The sequence below is a fragment of the Devosia sp. genome (genome assembly GCF_030689745.1).
Lineage (GTDB): Bacteria > Pseudomonadota > Alphaproteobacteria > Rhizobiales > Devosiaceae > Devosia > Devosia alba.
The window spans coordinates 1-16348 of record NZ_JAUYGL010000101.1 but is presented as its reverse complement, the minus strand read 5'-3'; the positions used below and the strand labels follow the sequence as shown (position 1 = coordinate 16348).

Annotated in this window: 11 protein-coding genes; 9 read left to right on the top strand and 2 right to left on the bottom strand. The window is 62.5% G+C overall.

The window, feature by feature from the left end:
• Positions 1–24: 24 nt before the first annotated feature.
• Entirely contained in the window at positions 25–942 is a 918-nt protein-coding gene (locus Q8O80_RS08490; RefSeq protein ID WP_305578920.1) for an AraC family transcriptional regulator, read from the bottom strand.
• 97 nt (positions 943–1039) lie between these two features.
• Between Q8O80_RS08490 and Q8O80_RS08485 the strand changes: the two genes are divergently transcribed.
• The 9 genes from Q8O80_RS08485 to Q8O80_RS08445 all read left to right on the top strand — a co-directional run bounded on the left by Q8O80_RS08485 (position 1040) and on the right by Q8O80_RS08445 (position 13628).
• Positions 1040–1786 (top strand): SDR family oxidoreductase, encoded by a 747-nt coding sequence (locus tag Q8O80_RS08485; protein WP_305578918.1) that lies wholly within the window; start codon positions 1040–1042, stop codon positions 1784–1786.
• Between the two features lie 386 nt (positions 1787–2172).
• Positions 2173–3438, top strand: coding sequence for an aspartate kinase (locus Q8O80_RS08480; RefSeq protein ID WP_305578916.1), 1266 nt, complete (start codon positions 2173–2175; stop codon positions 3436–3438).
• A 66-nt stretch (positions 3439–3504) separates the two neighbouring features.
• On the top strand, positions 3505–5772 hold the full coding sequence (ptsP, locus tag Q8O80_RS08475) for a phosphoenolpyruvate--protein phosphotransferase (RefSeq protein ID WP_305578914.1): 2268 nt from the start codon (positions 3505–3507) through the stop codon (positions 5770–5772).
• A gap of 83 nt (positions 5773–5855) precedes the next feature.
• Positions 5856–6932, top strand: coding sequence for a peptide chain release factor 1 (gene prfA, locus Q8O80_RS08470; protein WP_305578912.1), 1077 nt, complete (start codon positions 5856–5858; stop codon positions 6930–6932).
• Positions 6923–7804, top strand: coding sequence for a peptide chain release factor N(5)-glutamine methyltransferase (prmC, locus tag Q8O80_RS08465; RefSeq protein ID WP_371136147.1), 882 nt, complete (start codon positions 6923–6925; stop codon positions 7802–7804). Before prfA ends, prmC begins: the two co-directional genes overlap by 10 nt.
• A gap of 314 nt (positions 7805–8118) precedes the next feature.
• Positions 8119–8862 carry a DUF4167 domain-containing protein gene (locus Q8O80_RS08460; protein WP_305578908.1) on the top strand — a complete coding sequence of 248 codons (744 nt, stop codon included), beginning with the start codon at positions 8119–8121 and terminating at the stop codon, positions 8860–8862.
• 207 nt (positions 8863–9069) lie between these two features.
• Complete coding sequence (clpB, locus tag Q8O80_RS08455; RefSeq protein WP_305578906.1) at positions 9070–11679, top strand: ATP-dependent chaperone ClpB; 2610 nt, start codon at positions 9070–9072, stop codon at positions 11677–11679.
• An 89-nt stretch (positions 11680–11768) separates the two neighbouring features.
• A complete protein-coding gene (locus Q8O80_RS08450; protein ID WP_305578904.1) occupies positions 11769–12107 on the top strand; it encodes a VOC family protein in 339 nt (112 codons plus the stop codon).
• Positions 12108–12137: 30 nt separating this feature from the next.
• Positions 12138–13628 carry an MFS transporter gene (locus Q8O80_RS08445; protein ID WP_305578902.1) on the top strand — a complete coding sequence of 497 codons (1491 nt, stop codon included), beginning with the start codon at positions 12138–12140 and terminating at the stop codon, positions 13626–13628.
• Here the strand turns inward: Q8O80_RS08445 and Q8O80_RS08440 are convergent.
• Positions 13625–15595, bottom strand: coding sequence for a M23 family metallopeptidase (locus Q8O80_RS08440; protein WP_305578900.1), 1971 nt, complete (start codon positions 15593–15595; stop codon positions 13625–13627). The two genes, Q8O80_RS08445 and Q8O80_RS08440, sit on opposite strands and share 4 nt — an antisense overlap.
• Positions 15596–16348 lie beyond the last annotated feature (753 nt).

Sequence of the window (16348 nt, the reverse complement as noted above, 5' to 3'; positions counted from 1 at the left end):
GGCCAGGCTACGGAGCTTCTTCGTCTAGGCCCCTTGTGAGGCGGGCGGCGCCGGCCGCGCATACTGACTTGGGGCAACACCAACAAACCTGGAAAACGCCACGCTAAAGGCGCTGGCCGAGCCGTAACCGATCCGCCCGGCAACCTCCTTAATGCCGCCGTCCCGGCGGCGCAGCATGTCCTTGGCCAGCGCCATCCGCCACGACAGCAGATATTCCATCGGCGCCATGCCGGTCTGCTTCTGAAAGCGGTTGAAGAACACTGACCGCGACAGCATGGCCGTGGCGGCCAGCTCTTCCACTGTCCAGGCTTTGCCCGGGTTTTCATGCATCAGCCGGATGGCGATACCGAGCTGCCTGTCGGCCAGGCCGCGCAACAAGCCTGGGGTCTCGAGGCCGGCAGCATCGGAGCGCAAAGCCTCGATCAGCAGCAGCTGCAGCAGCCGTTCAAGCACAATCTCCTTGGCCGGCCTGTCGCTTTGCGCCTCGTCGCGGATCATGCGCACGAGGCTGGTCAGCCGCGCCTGCCCCCGCACATGCAGCAGGCAGGGCAGCAGCGCGAAAACAAGCGTTGTATCGGGGGAGCCAAAGGCCAGCCGCCCGATCAGGACGCGCATATTGGCCGCGCCGGTCGGGTCGCCATGTCGCGTCTCGTCGCCCAGCCGGGTCACCCGGAACGGATCGGTGTGATCATCGACCGCTTCGCCCGTGCTCGACATGGTGAAGCGGTAGGCTGCCGGAATGAGCACGAAGTCATTCTCTTGCAGGTCGACATCGGGCTGTCCGTTGATCGACAGTCGTGTAGATCCCTCGAGAATAACCGCAAAGAACGGGCTGCCGTCGCCCGCCCCGTCGACCCGCCAATTGCCGGAGCCGCTTGCCGCCTTGGAGAAAGGCAGGCTCGGCTGCAGCATGCTGACGATTTCGGCGAGAGGATCGATCATTCGGGACTATCTCTAATGCATTCAGGATGTATCATGATAGCGCGTCCGGGTCCTGCAGTCCACATAGGTGGCATTGAACACCATGAAAGGACGTCTCATGAAAACCGTGCTCATCACCGGCTGCTCTTCCGGCTTTGGCTTGGATACCGCCCGCTATTTCCTAGATCGGGGCTGGAAGGTCATCGCCACCATGCGCTCGCCGCGCAGCGATCTGCTGCCGCAATCGGAAAACCTTGTCGTGCTGCCACTCGACGTCACCGATGACGAGAGCGTTCGCCAAACCGTAGCGGCAGCGGGACCGATCCACGTACTGGTCAACAATGCAGGCATCGGCTGGATGAACGCTCTTGAAGGCACCCCCCGCGATGTCGCCCGGTCAGTCTTCGAGACCAATACGCTGGGCACCATGCGCATGATCAGCGCAGTGTTGCCCCAGTTCCGGGAGCGCAAGGCAGGCCTCATCATCAACGTCACCTCGAGCGTGACGATGAAGCCGCTGCCGCTGCTGTCCGTCTATACCGCAAGCAAGGCCGCCGTGAACGCCTTCACCGAATCCCTGGCCATCGAACTCGCCCCCTTTGGCATCGCGGTCAAGATTGTGCTGCCCGGCGCCGCACCGGATACTAGCTTTGGCAGTACCGCTTTTTCCCGGCTGCAGGAGAGTGGCGGCTTCCCCGCTGCCTATGCCGAGTTCGCCGATGAGGTAATCGCGGCCATGCGGACCCCGGGCGCGCCCAAGACGCTGTCCGCCGATGTCGCCGAGGCCGTTTGGCGTGCTGCCAACGATCCGTCCGCTCCGATGCGCATTCCGGCTGGCGCCGACGCGGTTGCGTTGGAAGCTTAGGTCACCACCGGCCGAAACAGCCGATGCAGGTCCGCTGGATCTGCATCGGAAAGCTATATGGAGGCTTTTGCATCAACGAGACTCGTTGTCCAATTCGTAGTCTGCCACTCGCCAAAGCAACGACAGAACGTGTTCTTGGCTTCAGAAGGAACGGCATGAGCACCAACCAAAGCGGACACGGGCAGAAGACCTTTGCTCATCGCCGTCCGTCTCATAGGGCGGTGGTCCAACAACAGACTGTCCTCTTGCCACCCCGTTCCAGCCCTCTCCGCCTCGCCCAATGCCTTCACTTTCGCCATTCCCGTTGATCCCGCCGCGGCTTTGTGGCATTGCAGCGCGCAAGAGAAGCGTACCGGCGGGTTCTGCCGGAGGAACGGGGTAGGGTCTTGGCCCGGATAGTCGTCAAGTTCGGTGGAACATCGGTTGCCACTGTTGAGCGTATTCGGCAGGCCGCACGCCATGTAAAGCGTGAGATCGATGCCGGTCATCAGGTTGCTGTGGTGGTTTCGGCCATGAGCGGCAAGACCAATGAGCTGGTTGGCTGGGTCAATGAAGCCAGTTCGCTGCATGATGCGCGCGAATATGATGCCGTGGTGGCCTCGGGCGAGCAGGTTACTGCCGGGCTGATGGCCATCGTGCTCTCGGAAATGGGCATCCAGTCGCGGTCGTTTTCCGGCTGGCAGGTGCCCATCTATACCGATGACGCGCATGGCGCGGCGCGGATCACCGAGATTGACCCCACCGAACTCAACAAGCGGCTGAACGATGGCTGGGTCCCGGTGATCACCGGGTTTCAGGGCATTTCCCCGCATGGCCGGGTGACCACGCTGGGGCGTGGCGGCTCGGATACCTCAGCGGTCGCCGTGGCAGCGGCGATCAAGGCGGATCGCTGCGATATCTATACCGATGTAGACGGCGTCTACACCACGGACCCCCGCATTGTTCCCAAGGCGCAACGGCTGACCAAGATTTCCTTTGAGGAAATGCTGGAAATGGCATCGCTGGGTGCCAAGGTGCTGATGATCCGTTCGGTCGAGATGGCGATGGCCTACAAGGTGCCGCTATTGGTGCGGTCCAGTTTTGATGACCCCGATGCGCCACAGTTGGCGCCCGATGGTTCGCCCGGAGTCCCCGGTACGCTGGTATGCGATGAGGATGAGATCATGGAAAAGCAGATCGTTTCGGGCGTGACGCTCGCCAAGGCCGAGGCCAAGATCACCCTGCGCGACGTCAAGGACAATCCCGGTGTCGCCGCCGAGATCTTTGGCACGCTGGCCGATCAGGGCATTATCGTCGATATGATCGTGCAGAACATCGCCGATGACGGGGCGACGACCGATATCACTTTCACCGTCCCCGACAGTGAATATGACCGGGCGATCAAGACCCTCAAGGATGCCGGCGAGCGCATTGAATATGCCCGGATATCGGGCTCCAAGGGCGGCGCCAAGGTCTCGGTTGTGGGTGTGGGAATGCGTAGCCATGCCGGTGTCGCATCCTCGATGTTCAGGGCGCTGGCCGACAAGGGCATCAACATCCAGCTGATCACCACATCAGAAATCAAGACCTCAGTATTGATTGATGAGCAATATGCTGAGCTTGCGGTTCGGGCGCTGCATACTTATTACGGGTTGGACAAGAAGGACGCATAAGCTCGCTCGAGGGGGTTGAGCCGCGTCCACTATAGGGGGGCGGCTTTGCGGGCTGTCTAAGGGTTTATGGTGACGAGTACAGGCGGCCCACGCGTGTTGCTGCGGCAATTGCGCGAGACGATGGCGGAGCAACTGGCTTCGCAGGCGCGGCTCGACAAGATCGTTGGCTTGATTGCCGACAATATGCACGCCGATGTGTGCTCGTTCTATGTGCTGCGCGACGACGGCGCCCTCGAACTTTTCGCTTCAAAAGGCCTAGCGGCCGAATCAGTACATATGACGACCCTGCGCCTGGGTGAGGGGCTGGTCGGCCAGATTGCGGCCGATGCCGAGCCTCTCAATCTGGACGATGCCACCAGCCACCCTTCCTTTGCCTATCGCCCTGAAACCGGCGAAGAGCGCTACAATGCCTTTCTGGGGGTGCCGGTGCTGCGGGCCGGGCAGACGCTGGGTGTTCTGGTTGTGCAGAATGTCGAGCGCCGCCACTATGGTGAAGATGAAATCGAGGCGATGCTGACTACGGCCACAATTCTGGCCGAGATGGTCGCCACCTCCGATTTTGACAATCTGATCAAGCCGGGTTCCGATATCGATCTCAGGCGGCCGCGCATGTTTACTGGCGTCAGCTTCACCGACGGCATCGCTCTGGGCAAGGTGGTGCTGCACGATCCGCGTGTGGTGGTCACCAATTTCATTGCCGACGATACCGACGCCGAAAAGCTGCGCCTGGAGACGGCGCTCGAAAAAATGCGGATGTCGATCGATGTGATGCTGGACCATGGCGACATGGCCGGCCCAACCGACCACCGTGAAATTCTTGAAACCTACCGCATGTTTGCCAATGACCGGGGCTGGGTACACCGGCTGACCGAGGCGATCGAAAACGGGCTGTCGGCGGAAGCGGCCGTTGAGCGGGTGCAGAACGATACGCGCGCCCGCATGCTGCGCCAGACCGACCCCTATATTCGCGACCGGCTGCACGATCTGGATGATCTGGCCAATCGGCTATTGCGCGTGCTGACGGGCGACGGACACGCGTTGTCGCGCAAGGTGTTGCCCGACAATGCCATTCTGGTGGCGCGCAATATGGGTCCGGCCGAATTGCTCGAGTATGATCGCACCAAGCTGCGCGGCATCGTGCTGGAGGAGGGGGGCAGCACCGCCCATGTGGCTATCGTGGCGCGCTCGCTGGGCATGGTGGCCGTGGGGCAGGCGCAGTCGATCGTCTCGATGTGCGAAACCGGCGACGATATCATTCTGGACGGCACGGCGGGCATTGTGCATTTGCGGCCCACCCCGGACATCGAGCAGGCCTATGTCGACAAGGTGAAGGTCTCGGCCAAACGCCGGGCGCACTATGCAGCACTCAAGGACAAGCCATCGATTACCCGCGATGGGGTGGCGATCGCTCTGCTGCACAATTCGGGGCTGGTTGCGGACCTGCCCATGCTCGACGATACGGGTGCGGTCGGTGTGGGGCTGTTCCGCACCGAATTGCAGTTCATGATCGCCAGCAAACTGCCCAAGCTGAGCGAGCAGGCCGAGCTCTATGCCGAGGCCATGGCGATCGCCGGGGATCGGCCCGTGGTGTTTCGTCTGCTCGATATCGGCGGCGACAAGGTGCTGCCCTATCAGCGCTCGATGACCGAGGAAAATCCCGCCATGGGGTTCCGCTCGATCCGGCTGGGGCTGGAGCGGCCAGGCCTGCTGCGGACGCAGATCCGGGCGCTGCTGCTGGCCGCCAATGGGCGCCCGCTCAAGATCCTGGTGCCGATGGTCACCGAGACGTTTGAATTCGTGCGGACACGGCTGGTGGTGGACAAGGAAGTCGACCGGCTGCGCCGTGCCGGCGCGCCCCTGCCGAGCCGGCTGGAATTGGGCGTGATGGTTGAAGTGCCATCGCTGTTGTTCGAACTCGACCAATTGCTGCCGCTGGCCGATTTCGTCTCGATCGGATCAAATGACCTGGTGCAGTTCCTGACCGCATCGGATCGCGCCAATCCGCGCGTGGCCAAGGTCTATGACCCCATTGGCATGCCGCGTCTGCGGGCCATACGCCTGGTGGTCGATGCCGCGCGGCGCTACAATATTCCGATCACCATGTGTGGCGAACTGGCCGGCAAGCCGCTCGAAGCGCTGGCGCTGATGGCGATTGGCATGACCCGGCTGTCGATGGGGCCGGCCTCAATCGGGCCGATCAAGGAGCTGATACTCAATCTTGACCTCGAACCGATCCGGCAATCGGTCAATGCCGCCCTCAGCGATGGTGCCGATGGGATCTCGATCCGGCAATTGCTGCAGGAATGGATCGACAAACAGAAGCTGCCGGTTTGATCTCAGGCCTGATGGCTCTGCCCTTGCAGTTGCGCCGCGTTGACCCTAAAGCGTGGCTGCGCAAGACTTGAAAGACCCGATCCATGGCCTCTCTTCCCCAGGACAAGCTCGACGCCCTCGAGACCCGTTTTCAATATGTTGAAGCGGCGCTTTCGGGCGGGGCCGGGCCCGATGAATTTGTCAAGTTCAGCAAGGAACATGCCGAACTGGCGCCGCTGGTGGAACAGATCCGCGCCTATTCCAAGGCGCTGAAGGATCGCAAGGAGGCCGAGGCGCTGCTCAAGGGCGGCGACAAGGAAATGGCCGAAATGGCGCAGGCCGAGATCGAGGAACTCGACGAGACGATCGAGGCCCTGTTCCAGACCGTGCGCATTCTGTTGCTGCCCAAGGATGAGGCCGACGAAAAATCGGTCATTCTGGAAATTCGCGGCGGCACGGGCGGCGACGAAGCCGCGCTGTTCGCTGGTGACCTGTTCCGCATGTATGAGCGCTATGCGGCCAATCACGGCTGGAAAGTCACGGTGATGGAAGAAAGCCCCGGCGAAATGGGGGGCTTCAAGGAAATCATCGCCAATGTGTCGGGCAAGGGCGTCTATGCGCGCCTGAAATATGAGAGTGGCGTGCATCGCGTGCAGCGGGTGCCGGCGACCGAGGGTTCGGGCCGCATCCACACCTCGGCCGCCACGGTGGCGGTGCTGCCCGAAGTTGAAGACATCGACATCGACATCCGTCCTGAAGATATCCGCATCGACACCATGCGCGCTTCCGGCGCGGGTGGGCAGCACGTCAACACGACCGATTCGGCGGTGCGGCTGACCCATATTCCCACCGGCCTGGTGGTGACCTCGGCGATGAAGAGCCAGCATCAGAACCGAGCCCAGGCCATGGTGGTGCTGCGCTCGCGACTGTATGAAATGCAGCGCGAGGAGCGCGACAGCGCACGCTCGGCCGAGCGCAAGGGCCAGGTGGGGTCGGGCGATCGTTCCGAGCGGATTCGCACCTATAACTTCCCGCAGGGCCGGGTCACCGATCACCGGATCAATCTGACGCTGTACAAGCTCGACAAGGTGATTTCAGGCGAGGCGCTGGATGAGCTGATCGAGGCGCTGATCACCGAAAGCCAGGCGGCGCAGCTGTCGGCCATGGAACAATCCAACTGAGCCAGACGCCGACCATTGGCGCGCTTTGGCGCGGCTGGCGCGACGTGTTGAGCCGGCTGGGTTTCGCCACGGCGGCGCTGGATGCCAAGCTGCTGACCCAGCATGGGCTTGGCCTGAGTGCTCTGGAACTGGCTACCCAGGAGAATGAAACCGTCGATGAGAGCGGCGCGGCGCGGGTCGCGGACCTGCTGCAACGCCGCATGACCGGCGAGTCGGTGGCCCGGATTATCGGTGTCCGCGCGTTCTACGGGCTGGATTTTGCGCTCAATGCAGCAACACTGGAGCCGCGTCCCGATACAGAATTGCTGGTCGATCTGGCCCTTGCGGCCATGCCGGAGGGCGGGACTGTGCTCGATCTGGGAACCGGCACAGGCTGCATTGCCATCGCGGTGCTGGCCAATATGGCGGGCATCAGTGCTGTTGGCGTTGACCTGAGCCCGCTGGCGCTGCAGGCCGCGCAGGCCAATGCCGCGCGGCATGGCGTGGCGGAACGCCTGACGCTGCTCGAGGGCAGCTGGTTTGAGCCGCTTCCAGCGCAACGGTTTGAGCTGATTGTGGCCAACCCACCCTATATCGCCTCGGCGGTGATCGAGACGCTGGCCGGTGAGGTGCGCGATTTTGATCCGCAACTGGCGCTTGATGGCGGGCCCGATGGGCTGGCGCCCTATCGGATCATTGCCCGGCATGCCGGAAGATTTCTGCAGGAAAACGGGCAAGTGCTGGTCGAGATCGGCCATGATCAGGGGGCCTCGGTGAGCGCACTGTTTCTCGAAGCCGGCTATGAGGATGTCAGCGTGCGGCAGGATCTGGCGGGGCTTGATCGCGTGGTCTGCGTGCGCCATATGGGAGCTGGCATTGAGTGCAGTTTTTAACAGCGCGCAATTAATGCTGGCAAAGCCGACGCGAACACTATAGTTTACCCGTGCTGTCAACGGCGCTTCATGAGCGCCACGGCGACATGCCACCCGACACTTCCAGATGCTGCACACGGCAGCGCGGTTCCAGCAGAGGCTGGAATAACGCAGGATGGGTCAGGAGCGCCGTCAGACGGTTTCGGTCTTCATGAAGCCATTTAGAGCCCCACGACAGAAGATATTGATCTTCGCGGGGAGCTGCCCGATCAGGCACCATGCCGATCCGCCAGCAGTGTGACGCTTATTTTTCTAGAGTTAGATAAAGCGACCAGATGAGACCCAGCAACCAGAATAACAAGAACCGCCAGCGTGGCCGGAACGGTGGACGCAAGCACGTCAATCCATTGTCGCGCAATTTCGAAAGCAACGGCCCGGATGTGAAGGTGCGCGGCAACGCGGCCCATGTGGCAGAGAAATATCTGCAGCTGGCCCGTGATGCGCAATCGAGTGGCGACTCGGTGATGGCGGAGAACTATCTCCAGCACGCCGAGCATTATTTCCGCATTGTTTCGAGCGCCCAGCAGGCCCAGAGCGGGGTACGCCCCGACGGCGATGATGGCGATTTCGATGACGACATGCCCGAGATGAACTCGCGCTTTGCCTCGCCACAGCCGCAGCCGTCGCCGCAGTCGCAGGCGCAACAGGATGGCGATGAGCAGGGCGATGGCGAGCAGCGTCAGTCGCGCCAGGAGCGCCCCGAGGGTGAACGCCCGCCGCGCCCCGATCGCAGCCGTCCCCGCCCTGATCGCGAGCGGCCCGATCGGGAACGCCCCGCCGCCGCTGCGCCTGAAGGCGAGGCGCCTGCCGGTGGCCAGCCAGCCGCCCAGAGCGCAGATGTTCCCGCCGCTGAGGCTGATGCTGAAGCTGGCGAGGCGCGCAAGCCGCGTGAGCGGCGTCCGCGGCGTCGCCGGCCTGCCGGTGGTGACGCCGGTGCCGACCCGGCCAGCGCCGACCAGCCTGAAATTGGTGAACTGCCGGCGTTTCTGACCGCAGGCAGCACCAACGCGGCCGAATAGGCTGGCGACAGATTGATCAAAGGCCGGGCAGCGATGCCCGGCCTTTTTGCGTTATTCGCCGGAACGGGGACTTTTGTTCAGGGCAAATGTACCTACATACCCCTTGGTGATGGAGCAGCGCTGCTGGTCAGGCGTTTCATCAATCGACGCTTCCGCCGCTTGTTGGGTGCCTTCGGGGCCGGCAGCGGACGAGATCAGGAGAGTTGCATGAATATCGAGAAATATACCGAACGGGCCCGCGGCTTCATTCAGAGTGCCCAGACCATGGCGTTGGGCAAGGGGCATCAGCAGTTTGCGCCGATCCATCTGCTCAAGGTGCTGCTTGATGACGACCAGGGCATGGCCAATGGCTTGATCGACCGGGCCGGTGGCGACGCCAAGAGCGCGCGAGCAGCCGTTGAAGCGGCCATGACGAAAATTCCCAACGTGTCAGGCGATGGTTCGCAACTCTATCTCAGCCGTGAACTGGCGCGGGTTTTTGATACCGCCGAGAGCGCGGCGCAGAAGGCCGGGGACAGCTATGTCACGGTCGAGCGGTTGCTGCTCGCCCTGGTGGTCGAGAAAGACAATGATGCGGGCAAGATCCTGGCTTCGGTCGGGGTGACGCCGCAGGGGCTGAACACGGCCATCGAGGAAATCCGCAAGGGTCGCACCGCGGACTCGGCGTCGGCCGAGAACAGCTATGATGCGCTCAAGAAATATGCGCGCGACCTGACCGAGGATGTGCGCGAGGGCAAGCTCGACCCGGTGATCGGCCGGGACGAAGAAATTCGCCGTACCATTCAGGTGCTGAGCCGTCGCACCAAGAACAATCCGGTGCTGATTGGCGAGCCTGGGGTCGGCAAGACAGCGATCGCCGAAGGTCTGGCCATCCGCATCGTCAATGGCGACGTGCCCGAATCGCTCAAGAACAAGTCGCTGCTGTCGCTCGATATGGGGGCGTTGATTGCCGGCGCCAAATATCGTGGTGAGTTCGAGGAGCGTCTCAAGGCAGTGCTGAACGAAGTCACCTCCTCGGACGGGCAGATTATCCTGTTCATCGATGAAATGCACACGCTGGTTGGCGCGGGCAAGAGCGATGGCGCGATGGACGCATCCAATCTGCTCAAGCCCGCTCTGGCGCGTGGTGAGTTGCACTGTGTTGGTGCCACAACGCTGGACGAATACCGCAAGCATGTCGAGAAGGACCCGGCATTGGCCCGCCGCTTCCAGCCGGTCTTCGTGGACGAGCCGACGGTGGAAGACACCATTTCGATCCTGCGTGGACTCAAGGAAAAATATGAGTTGCACCACGGCATAAGGATTTCGGATTCGGCACTGGTGAGCGCGGCAACGCTATCGAGCCGCTACATTGCCGACCGCTTCCTGCCTGACAAGGCCATCGATCTGATGGACGAGGCCGCCGCGCGCCTGCGCATGGCGGTGGACAGCAAGCCCGAGGCGCTGGACGAGCTTGATCGCCGCATCATGCAGCTCAAGATCGAGCGTGAGGCTTTGCGCAAGGAAGAGGATGAAGGCTCGCGGCTGCGCCTCGAGCGGCTGGAAACCGAACTGGGTGGTCTGGAAGAGCAGGCACAGGGTCTGTCGGCCAAATGGCTGGCGGAAAAGGAACGCCTGCAGGGCAGCCAGAAGCTCAAGGAAGAGCTGGATGGCGCACGCAGCCAACTGGAAATCGCGCAGCGGCAGGGTGATCTGGCCAAGGCCGGTGAACTGGCCTATGGCGTCATTCCTGACCTCGAAAAGCGGATCGCGTCGGCGGAAGACAGCAATAGCGATGGCACGCCTGACCCGTTGATGGCGGCCGAAGTGGTGACGCCGAGCGATATCGCCCAGGTGGTCAGCCGCTGGACCGGCATTCCGGTGGACCGGATGCTGGAAGGCGAACGCGAAAAGCTGATGCATATGGAAAGCTCGCTGGGCGCCAGAGTGATCGGGCAAGCCGAAGCCGTTGCCGCCGTTTCCAGAGCGGTGCGCCGCTCGCGGGCGGGCCTGCAGGACCCGAACCGGCCGATTGGCTCGTTCATGTTTCTGGGGCCAACCGGCGTCGGCAAGACCGAGCTGACCAAGAGTCTGGCCCAGTTCCTGTTCGATGACGACACCGCCATGGTGCGGCTCGATATGAGCGAGTTCATGGAGAAGCACTCCGTCGCCCGGCTGATCGGGGCGCCTCCTGGCTATGTCGGCTATGAGGAGGGCGGCGTGCTGACCGAAGCGGTGCGGCGTCGGCCCTATCAGGTCGTGCTGTTCGACGAGATCGAAAAGGCACATCCCGACGTGTTCAACGTCTTGCTGCAGGTGCTCGATGATGGCCGGCTTACCGACGGACAGGGCCGCACGGTTGATTTCCGCAATACGGTGATCATCCTGACCTCCAATCTGGGCTCGGAGTATCTGGTCGAGCTCAAGGACGGGGACTCGGTGGAACTGGTGCGCGGCAAGGTGCTGGACATGGTCAAGGCATCGTTCCGGCCAGAATTCCTCAACCGCATCGATGAAATCCTGCTGTTCCATCGCCTGGGTCGCGAACATATGGGCGCGATTGTCGACGTCCAGTTCGGCCGGCTACAGGAGCTGCTCAAGGAGCGTGACATCACGTTGCAGCTCACCCCGGCGGCCCGCGACTGGCTGGCCAATGAAGGCTATGACCCGGCCTATGGTGCCCGCCCGCTCAAGCGCGCCCTGCAGCGCGCCGTGCAGGACGGTCTGGCCGAGGAAATTCTGGCTGGCCGGGTCCACGATGGCAGCCGGGTGGTGGTCGATGCCGATGACGACGGCATCGTGCTACGGCCCGATGATCTGACGGATGCTGCCGCATGACAATGAAAGGCCGGTTGAAAGACCGGCCTTTTTCTTGCGCTGCCTGCACTATCGGTCTAGAACAAAGGCGGAACAAATGAGGTGCACCGATGAACGAGCAGATCGACTATGTGGAATTTCCGTCCGGCGACCGAGCGGCAACCAGCGCATTCTTCATGGCGGCGTTTGGCTGGGACATGACCAGCTATGGTCCCGACTATGATGGGCTGAACGGCGCGGGAATTGATGGGGGCATTGATCAGGGTGCGGGCAGGGTGGCGGCGACCATGGTCATCGTGCGCAGCGACGATCTTGACGACGCGGAGCGTCGGGTCATTGCGGCAGGTGGCGTGATCACAAGAGCCCAGTTTGATTTCCCCGGCGGCCGGCGGTTTCATTTCCGCGAGCCGGGCGGCAATGAGATGGCGGTGTGGATCAGCCGCGACTAAGCTGAGCGTGGATTGAAGCGGGGAGCGAGCATGGCCCGGGCCGGCGCAGCGGATGAAGCGAGCTTTTGCCCGCAGGCGCAGCGGCGCTATGTGTTGATCGCTGCCATCCTGGCCTCCAGCATGGCCTTTATCGATGGCTCGGTGCTCTCGATCGCCATTCCCGCCCTGCGCGCCGATCTGAACGCCACACTGGCTGACGCCCAATGGGTGTCGAATGGCTATCTGCTGCTGCTGGGTGCGCTCCTGTTGCTGGGGGGTGCGGCGGGCGACCGCTTCGGGCTGCGCCGCGTGTTCGGCCTGGGGATCGCGATATTTGTCGCCGCTTCAGTGGTCTGCGCGCTGGCGCCGATGATCGGCGTGCTGATCGGGGCCCGGGTGGTGCAGGGCCTTGGCGCGGCGCTGATGATCCCGGGCAGTCTGGCCATCATCGCCAAGGCCTATCCCAGGGCCGAGCGCGGGCGGGCCATCGGCATCTGGGCGGCGGCCTCCTCGCTGACCACGATCATGGGACCGGTGCTGGGCGGCCTGGTGTTGACCCTGCTGGGGGACTGGAGCTGGCGATTGCTGTTTGCCATCAATCTGCCGCTGGGCGCCATTGCCCTGGCCCTGTTGCTGCTGCGCGTGCCGGCCGATCAGGCCAGTGCCCGGCACAGGCTCGATCTTGTCGGGGCGGGGCTGGCCAGCCTGGGATTGATGCTGGTGGCCTTCGGGCTGACCGGGAGTGGCAGCGAAAGCGTGCCGCCGCTGTCCCATATCTTGGGCTATTGCGGCGGCGGCGCCGTATTGCTGGCCGGATTCGTGTGGTGGGAGGGGGTCGCTCGCGATCCCATGCTGCCCTTGCGGTTGTTCGCCATCAGGCAGTTTTCCGGCGCCAATGGCCTGACCTTTCTCCTTTATTTCGCCCTGACCGGCGTCACCTTTTATCTGCCGATGACGCTGATTGCCGGCTGGGGCAGTTCGCCGGCGCAGGTGTCGCTGGTCATGCTGCCGTTTGGACTGGCGATTTCGCTATTGTCGGGACTGAGCGGGCAGTGGGCCGACAGGTTCGGCGCCGGCCCGCCCATCACCCTGGGTTCGCTGCTGGTCGGGCTGGCCTTTGCCGGGCTGGCCATCACCGCGCCATTGCAGCAGCTCTGGCTGGCGGTGCTGCCGCTGCTGGCGCTGGCGGGGGTGGGCATGGCGCTGGTGGTGTCGCCCCTGTCCACAGCGGTGATGACGGCAGTGGACGATGACGATACCGGCATTGCCTCAGGCACCAATAATGCCGTCTCTCGCGTGGCCGGCCTGGTTGCGGTAGCGGCGATGGGGATGCTGGCGGCGCTGGTGTTCGAGCGGGCGCTTGGCGGCGCCGCAGAGCTGCCGGTGTTTTTCGGACTGCCGGCCAGTGGCCTCGACGCTAGCGAAGAAATCCTGCGGCAGGCGGCGACCAATACCGCCTTTGCCGCCATTGCCTACCTCAATGGCGGGCTGTGCCTGGCGGCAGCGCTCGTGGCCTGGCTGACGCTGGAGCGCAAAGGCTAATTGGCGGCCGCCACCGTGATCGGGGCGGCCTGGCGTTCCATCAGGTCATCGATCTGCGCCATGGTGCGGGAAAATTCGCCCTGGTAGCGCTGGGCCAGGATATTGTCCTTGGGCAGCTTGACGCTGAGCGGATCGACCAGATTGCCGTTGATCTTGATCTCAAAGTGCAGATGGGGACCGGTCGACTGGCCGGTGGAGCCGACATAGCCGATGATCTGGCCCTGGCGCACGCGACTGCCCACCGACAGCCCCTCGACATAGCGCGACATGTGGCCATAGGCGGTCTCATAACCGTTCACGTGCTGCAGCTCGATCTTGTTGCCGTAGCCCGATTGCCATTTGTAATATTTGATCACGCCATCGCCGGCGGCATAGATGGGGGTGCCGGTGCGGGCCGCAAGATCGACGCCGGTGTGCAGGCGTCGCGACTTGAAGATGGGATGAATGCGGTAACCAAAGCGCGAGCGCAGCACGCCGCCGCCTTCGAGCGGCCGGCGGGTCAGGAAGCGCTTGCCGGTCTCGCCATCGGGATCATAAAAATCCACTGCGCCGTCTTCCGTGCCGAAGCGGTAGAGTTTGCGGGTGGTATTGCCCAGGGTCAGGGCGACATAGAGCAATTCACTAATGCCGTCGGCAGTGGGGGCGGTTTTCAGCACCTCAATGCCATCGCCGGCACTGATCTTTTTCGTCATGTCCACGTCATAGGCATACATGCCGATGATGCGCTCAATGGTGTTGTCGTCCAGCTCATGTTTGCGGCCGGTTTCCCAGATCGAGCGATAGACGCTGGGCAGGTTGGCAACGTTGATTTCTTCGGTGTCTTCCTCGGGGAAGTCGATGAAGTCCGGCTCGATCCCCAACACATACTGGCCGGTATCGGTCAGGGCGACGGTGGCCTCGTGGGTATAGCTGTCCTCGGACTGTGGTTCGTACAGGCTCAGACGATAGGGCACCAGGCTGGTCGCTTCGCGGCTGAGCGGACCATAAAGAATGCGCAGCCGGGTTTGGCTGGGCAGTTCGGTGGCGGGCAGCACATTGCGCAAGGCGTCGATCACCAGGGCGGACTGGTTGGCAGAAAAACCGTTCTTGCCCAGCACTTCGGGGAGCGATGTGGCATCGCGCAGCGTCAGGAAGCGTTCCGAACGCCCCAGTCCGGCGCCGGAGGCGGCCGTCGACTTGGGCACCACGGTGACGTTTTCGGCAATGCCGCCAATGGTGCCGGCATCGGTGGCCAGCCCCAGGTCACGTACGCTGGGACCGAGCGCAGCATAGGCCATGGTCGGCACGCCGCCGACAATGGAGGTGCTGGAGTCGATAAGCCGGCGCACGAAGTCGGCGGCGCCCTGATCGGAAATGGCTTGGGGCGGCACGAAGGTCATCGGCATGTCGGCCAGGCTGACGGCGACCTCGCCTTCGACTTCGGCGCCATAGACATCGGTATTGATCTCAATGGCGTCGGCGGCGCTGGCCACAGATTGGGTGGCATTGAGAATGGCCACCGGATCGTAGGCTGGAATACCGTCCGACAGGGAGGTGGCGGCAGTCGCCAGCGTGGCGCGAATGCGCATGAAGGGCTGATTACGGATCATGTCGCGACCGTCCACGGTCTCGCGAATCGAGGCTTCGATGATTTCAAGATCGGAGCGCGTCGCGGCAACCGGGCGGATCCGGGAGGACTTGGCGGACATGTCGGTGGCGACAGGGCCCTCGACCCGGGGGCGCGACAATTGCAGCGCCTCATAGGCCGTTGAGAAGGTATCCTGCCCCTGGAAGGAGACATAGAGCGCTGCGCCCATCAGCATCACGCTGGTCAGCCCCGTCATCACCGTGCCGGTCAGCCAGGCGAAGCTGAGCTCACGTCCATGGGGGATTTCGCCATCGGTCGACTGGGTCGTCAGTGCGGGGCAGTCCTGGAAGCCAGTTGCCTTGAGCAAGGCGGCGTGGCGATTTCTTTGCGCTGCGTTCAACGCCCCATCCTTTGGTCTGTCATTGCAGATCCCCTGCCGGTCGAATTGCCGGCTCGTAACCCTCTGGCGCCTGGTGCGCTCGCATGTGTGCGCGGAGTCTATATCAATCAGATGCCTCGTATCGATAGAAAATGCGGCAAAACTGCGGGTTTGTCCGTAGTGGATATGGTGGGGCGGAAACTGTGGCGGGATGTGCGCCGATCCCGGGGCTGTCGAGCTCAGGGGATAGCGCCCATAATCCCTGCTGATTTAGTCGGGTTTTCTACACGGTCGAGGTCAGGGCGTCAGAAAATGACGGTTTTGTCGTTTTGAGGGGTTTACAGGCAAAAGGGCCGCCCCTATAACCCGGTCATCGCTTCAGGGCGCGGCGCCGAAAGGCACTAAGGACTGAGGCAAACCACTGAAATCACTAAGCAATTAGAGACAAAAGTGGTTCGGGATTTGGACCGGATTGAGGCAACTCAGAACGGTCTGGAAACTGAAAATAGGGTGTTGACAGTTCTCATGGACTTGCCTACAACCCGCCCACTGGACGACGTCGAGCTTTATGCTCCCACTGTTCCGGTGTTTCTGGCAGAGACGATCTGGTTTCCGGGCAACCGGGATAGGGTGTTTGTGCAGGATTTCTGAAAGCGATAGCTTTCACATGACGTTGAGACCGTTTGGTTTTTGGGTCAGCTCTTTGACATTGTGAAGATAGAAGAAAGAGAAACGTGGACGGCGAGGTTCTTGCGAACGGAAGCCGGGTCCTTG

Bases quoted from the DNA above. Each gene is read 5' to 3' on its own strand.
- Q8O80_RS08490 (WP_305578920.1), bottom strand. From the start codon at position 942: ATGATCGATCCTCTCGCCGAAATCGTCAGCATGCTGCAGCCGAGCCTG.
- Q8O80_RS08485 (WP_305578918.1), top strand. From the start codon at position 1,040: ATGAAAACCGTGCTCATCACCGGCTGCTCTTCCGGCTTTGGCTTGGAT.
- ptsP (WP_305578914.1), top strand. From the start codon at position 3,505: ATGGTGACGAGTACAGGCGGCCCACGCGTGTTGCTGCGGCAATTGCGC.
- prfA (WP_305578912.1), top strand. From the start codon at position 5,856: ATGGCCTCTCTTCCCCAGGACAAGCTCGACGCCCTCGAGACCCGTTTT.
- Q8O80_RS08460 (WP_305578908.1), top strand. From the start codon at position 8,119: ATGAGACCCAGCAACCAGAATAACAAGAACCGCCAGCGTGGCCGGAAC.
- clpB (WP_305578906.1), top strand. From the start codon at position 9,070: ATGAATATCGAGAAATATACCGAACGGGCCCGCGGCTTCATTCAGAGT.
- Q8O80_RS08450 (WP_305578904.1), top strand. From the start codon at position 11,769: ATGAACGAGCAGATCGACTATGTGGAATTTCCGTCCGGCGACCGAGCG.
- Q8O80_RS08445 (WP_305578902.1), top strand. From the start codon at position 12,138: ATGGCCCGGGCCGGCGCAGCGGATGAAGCGAGCTTTTGCCCGCAGGCG.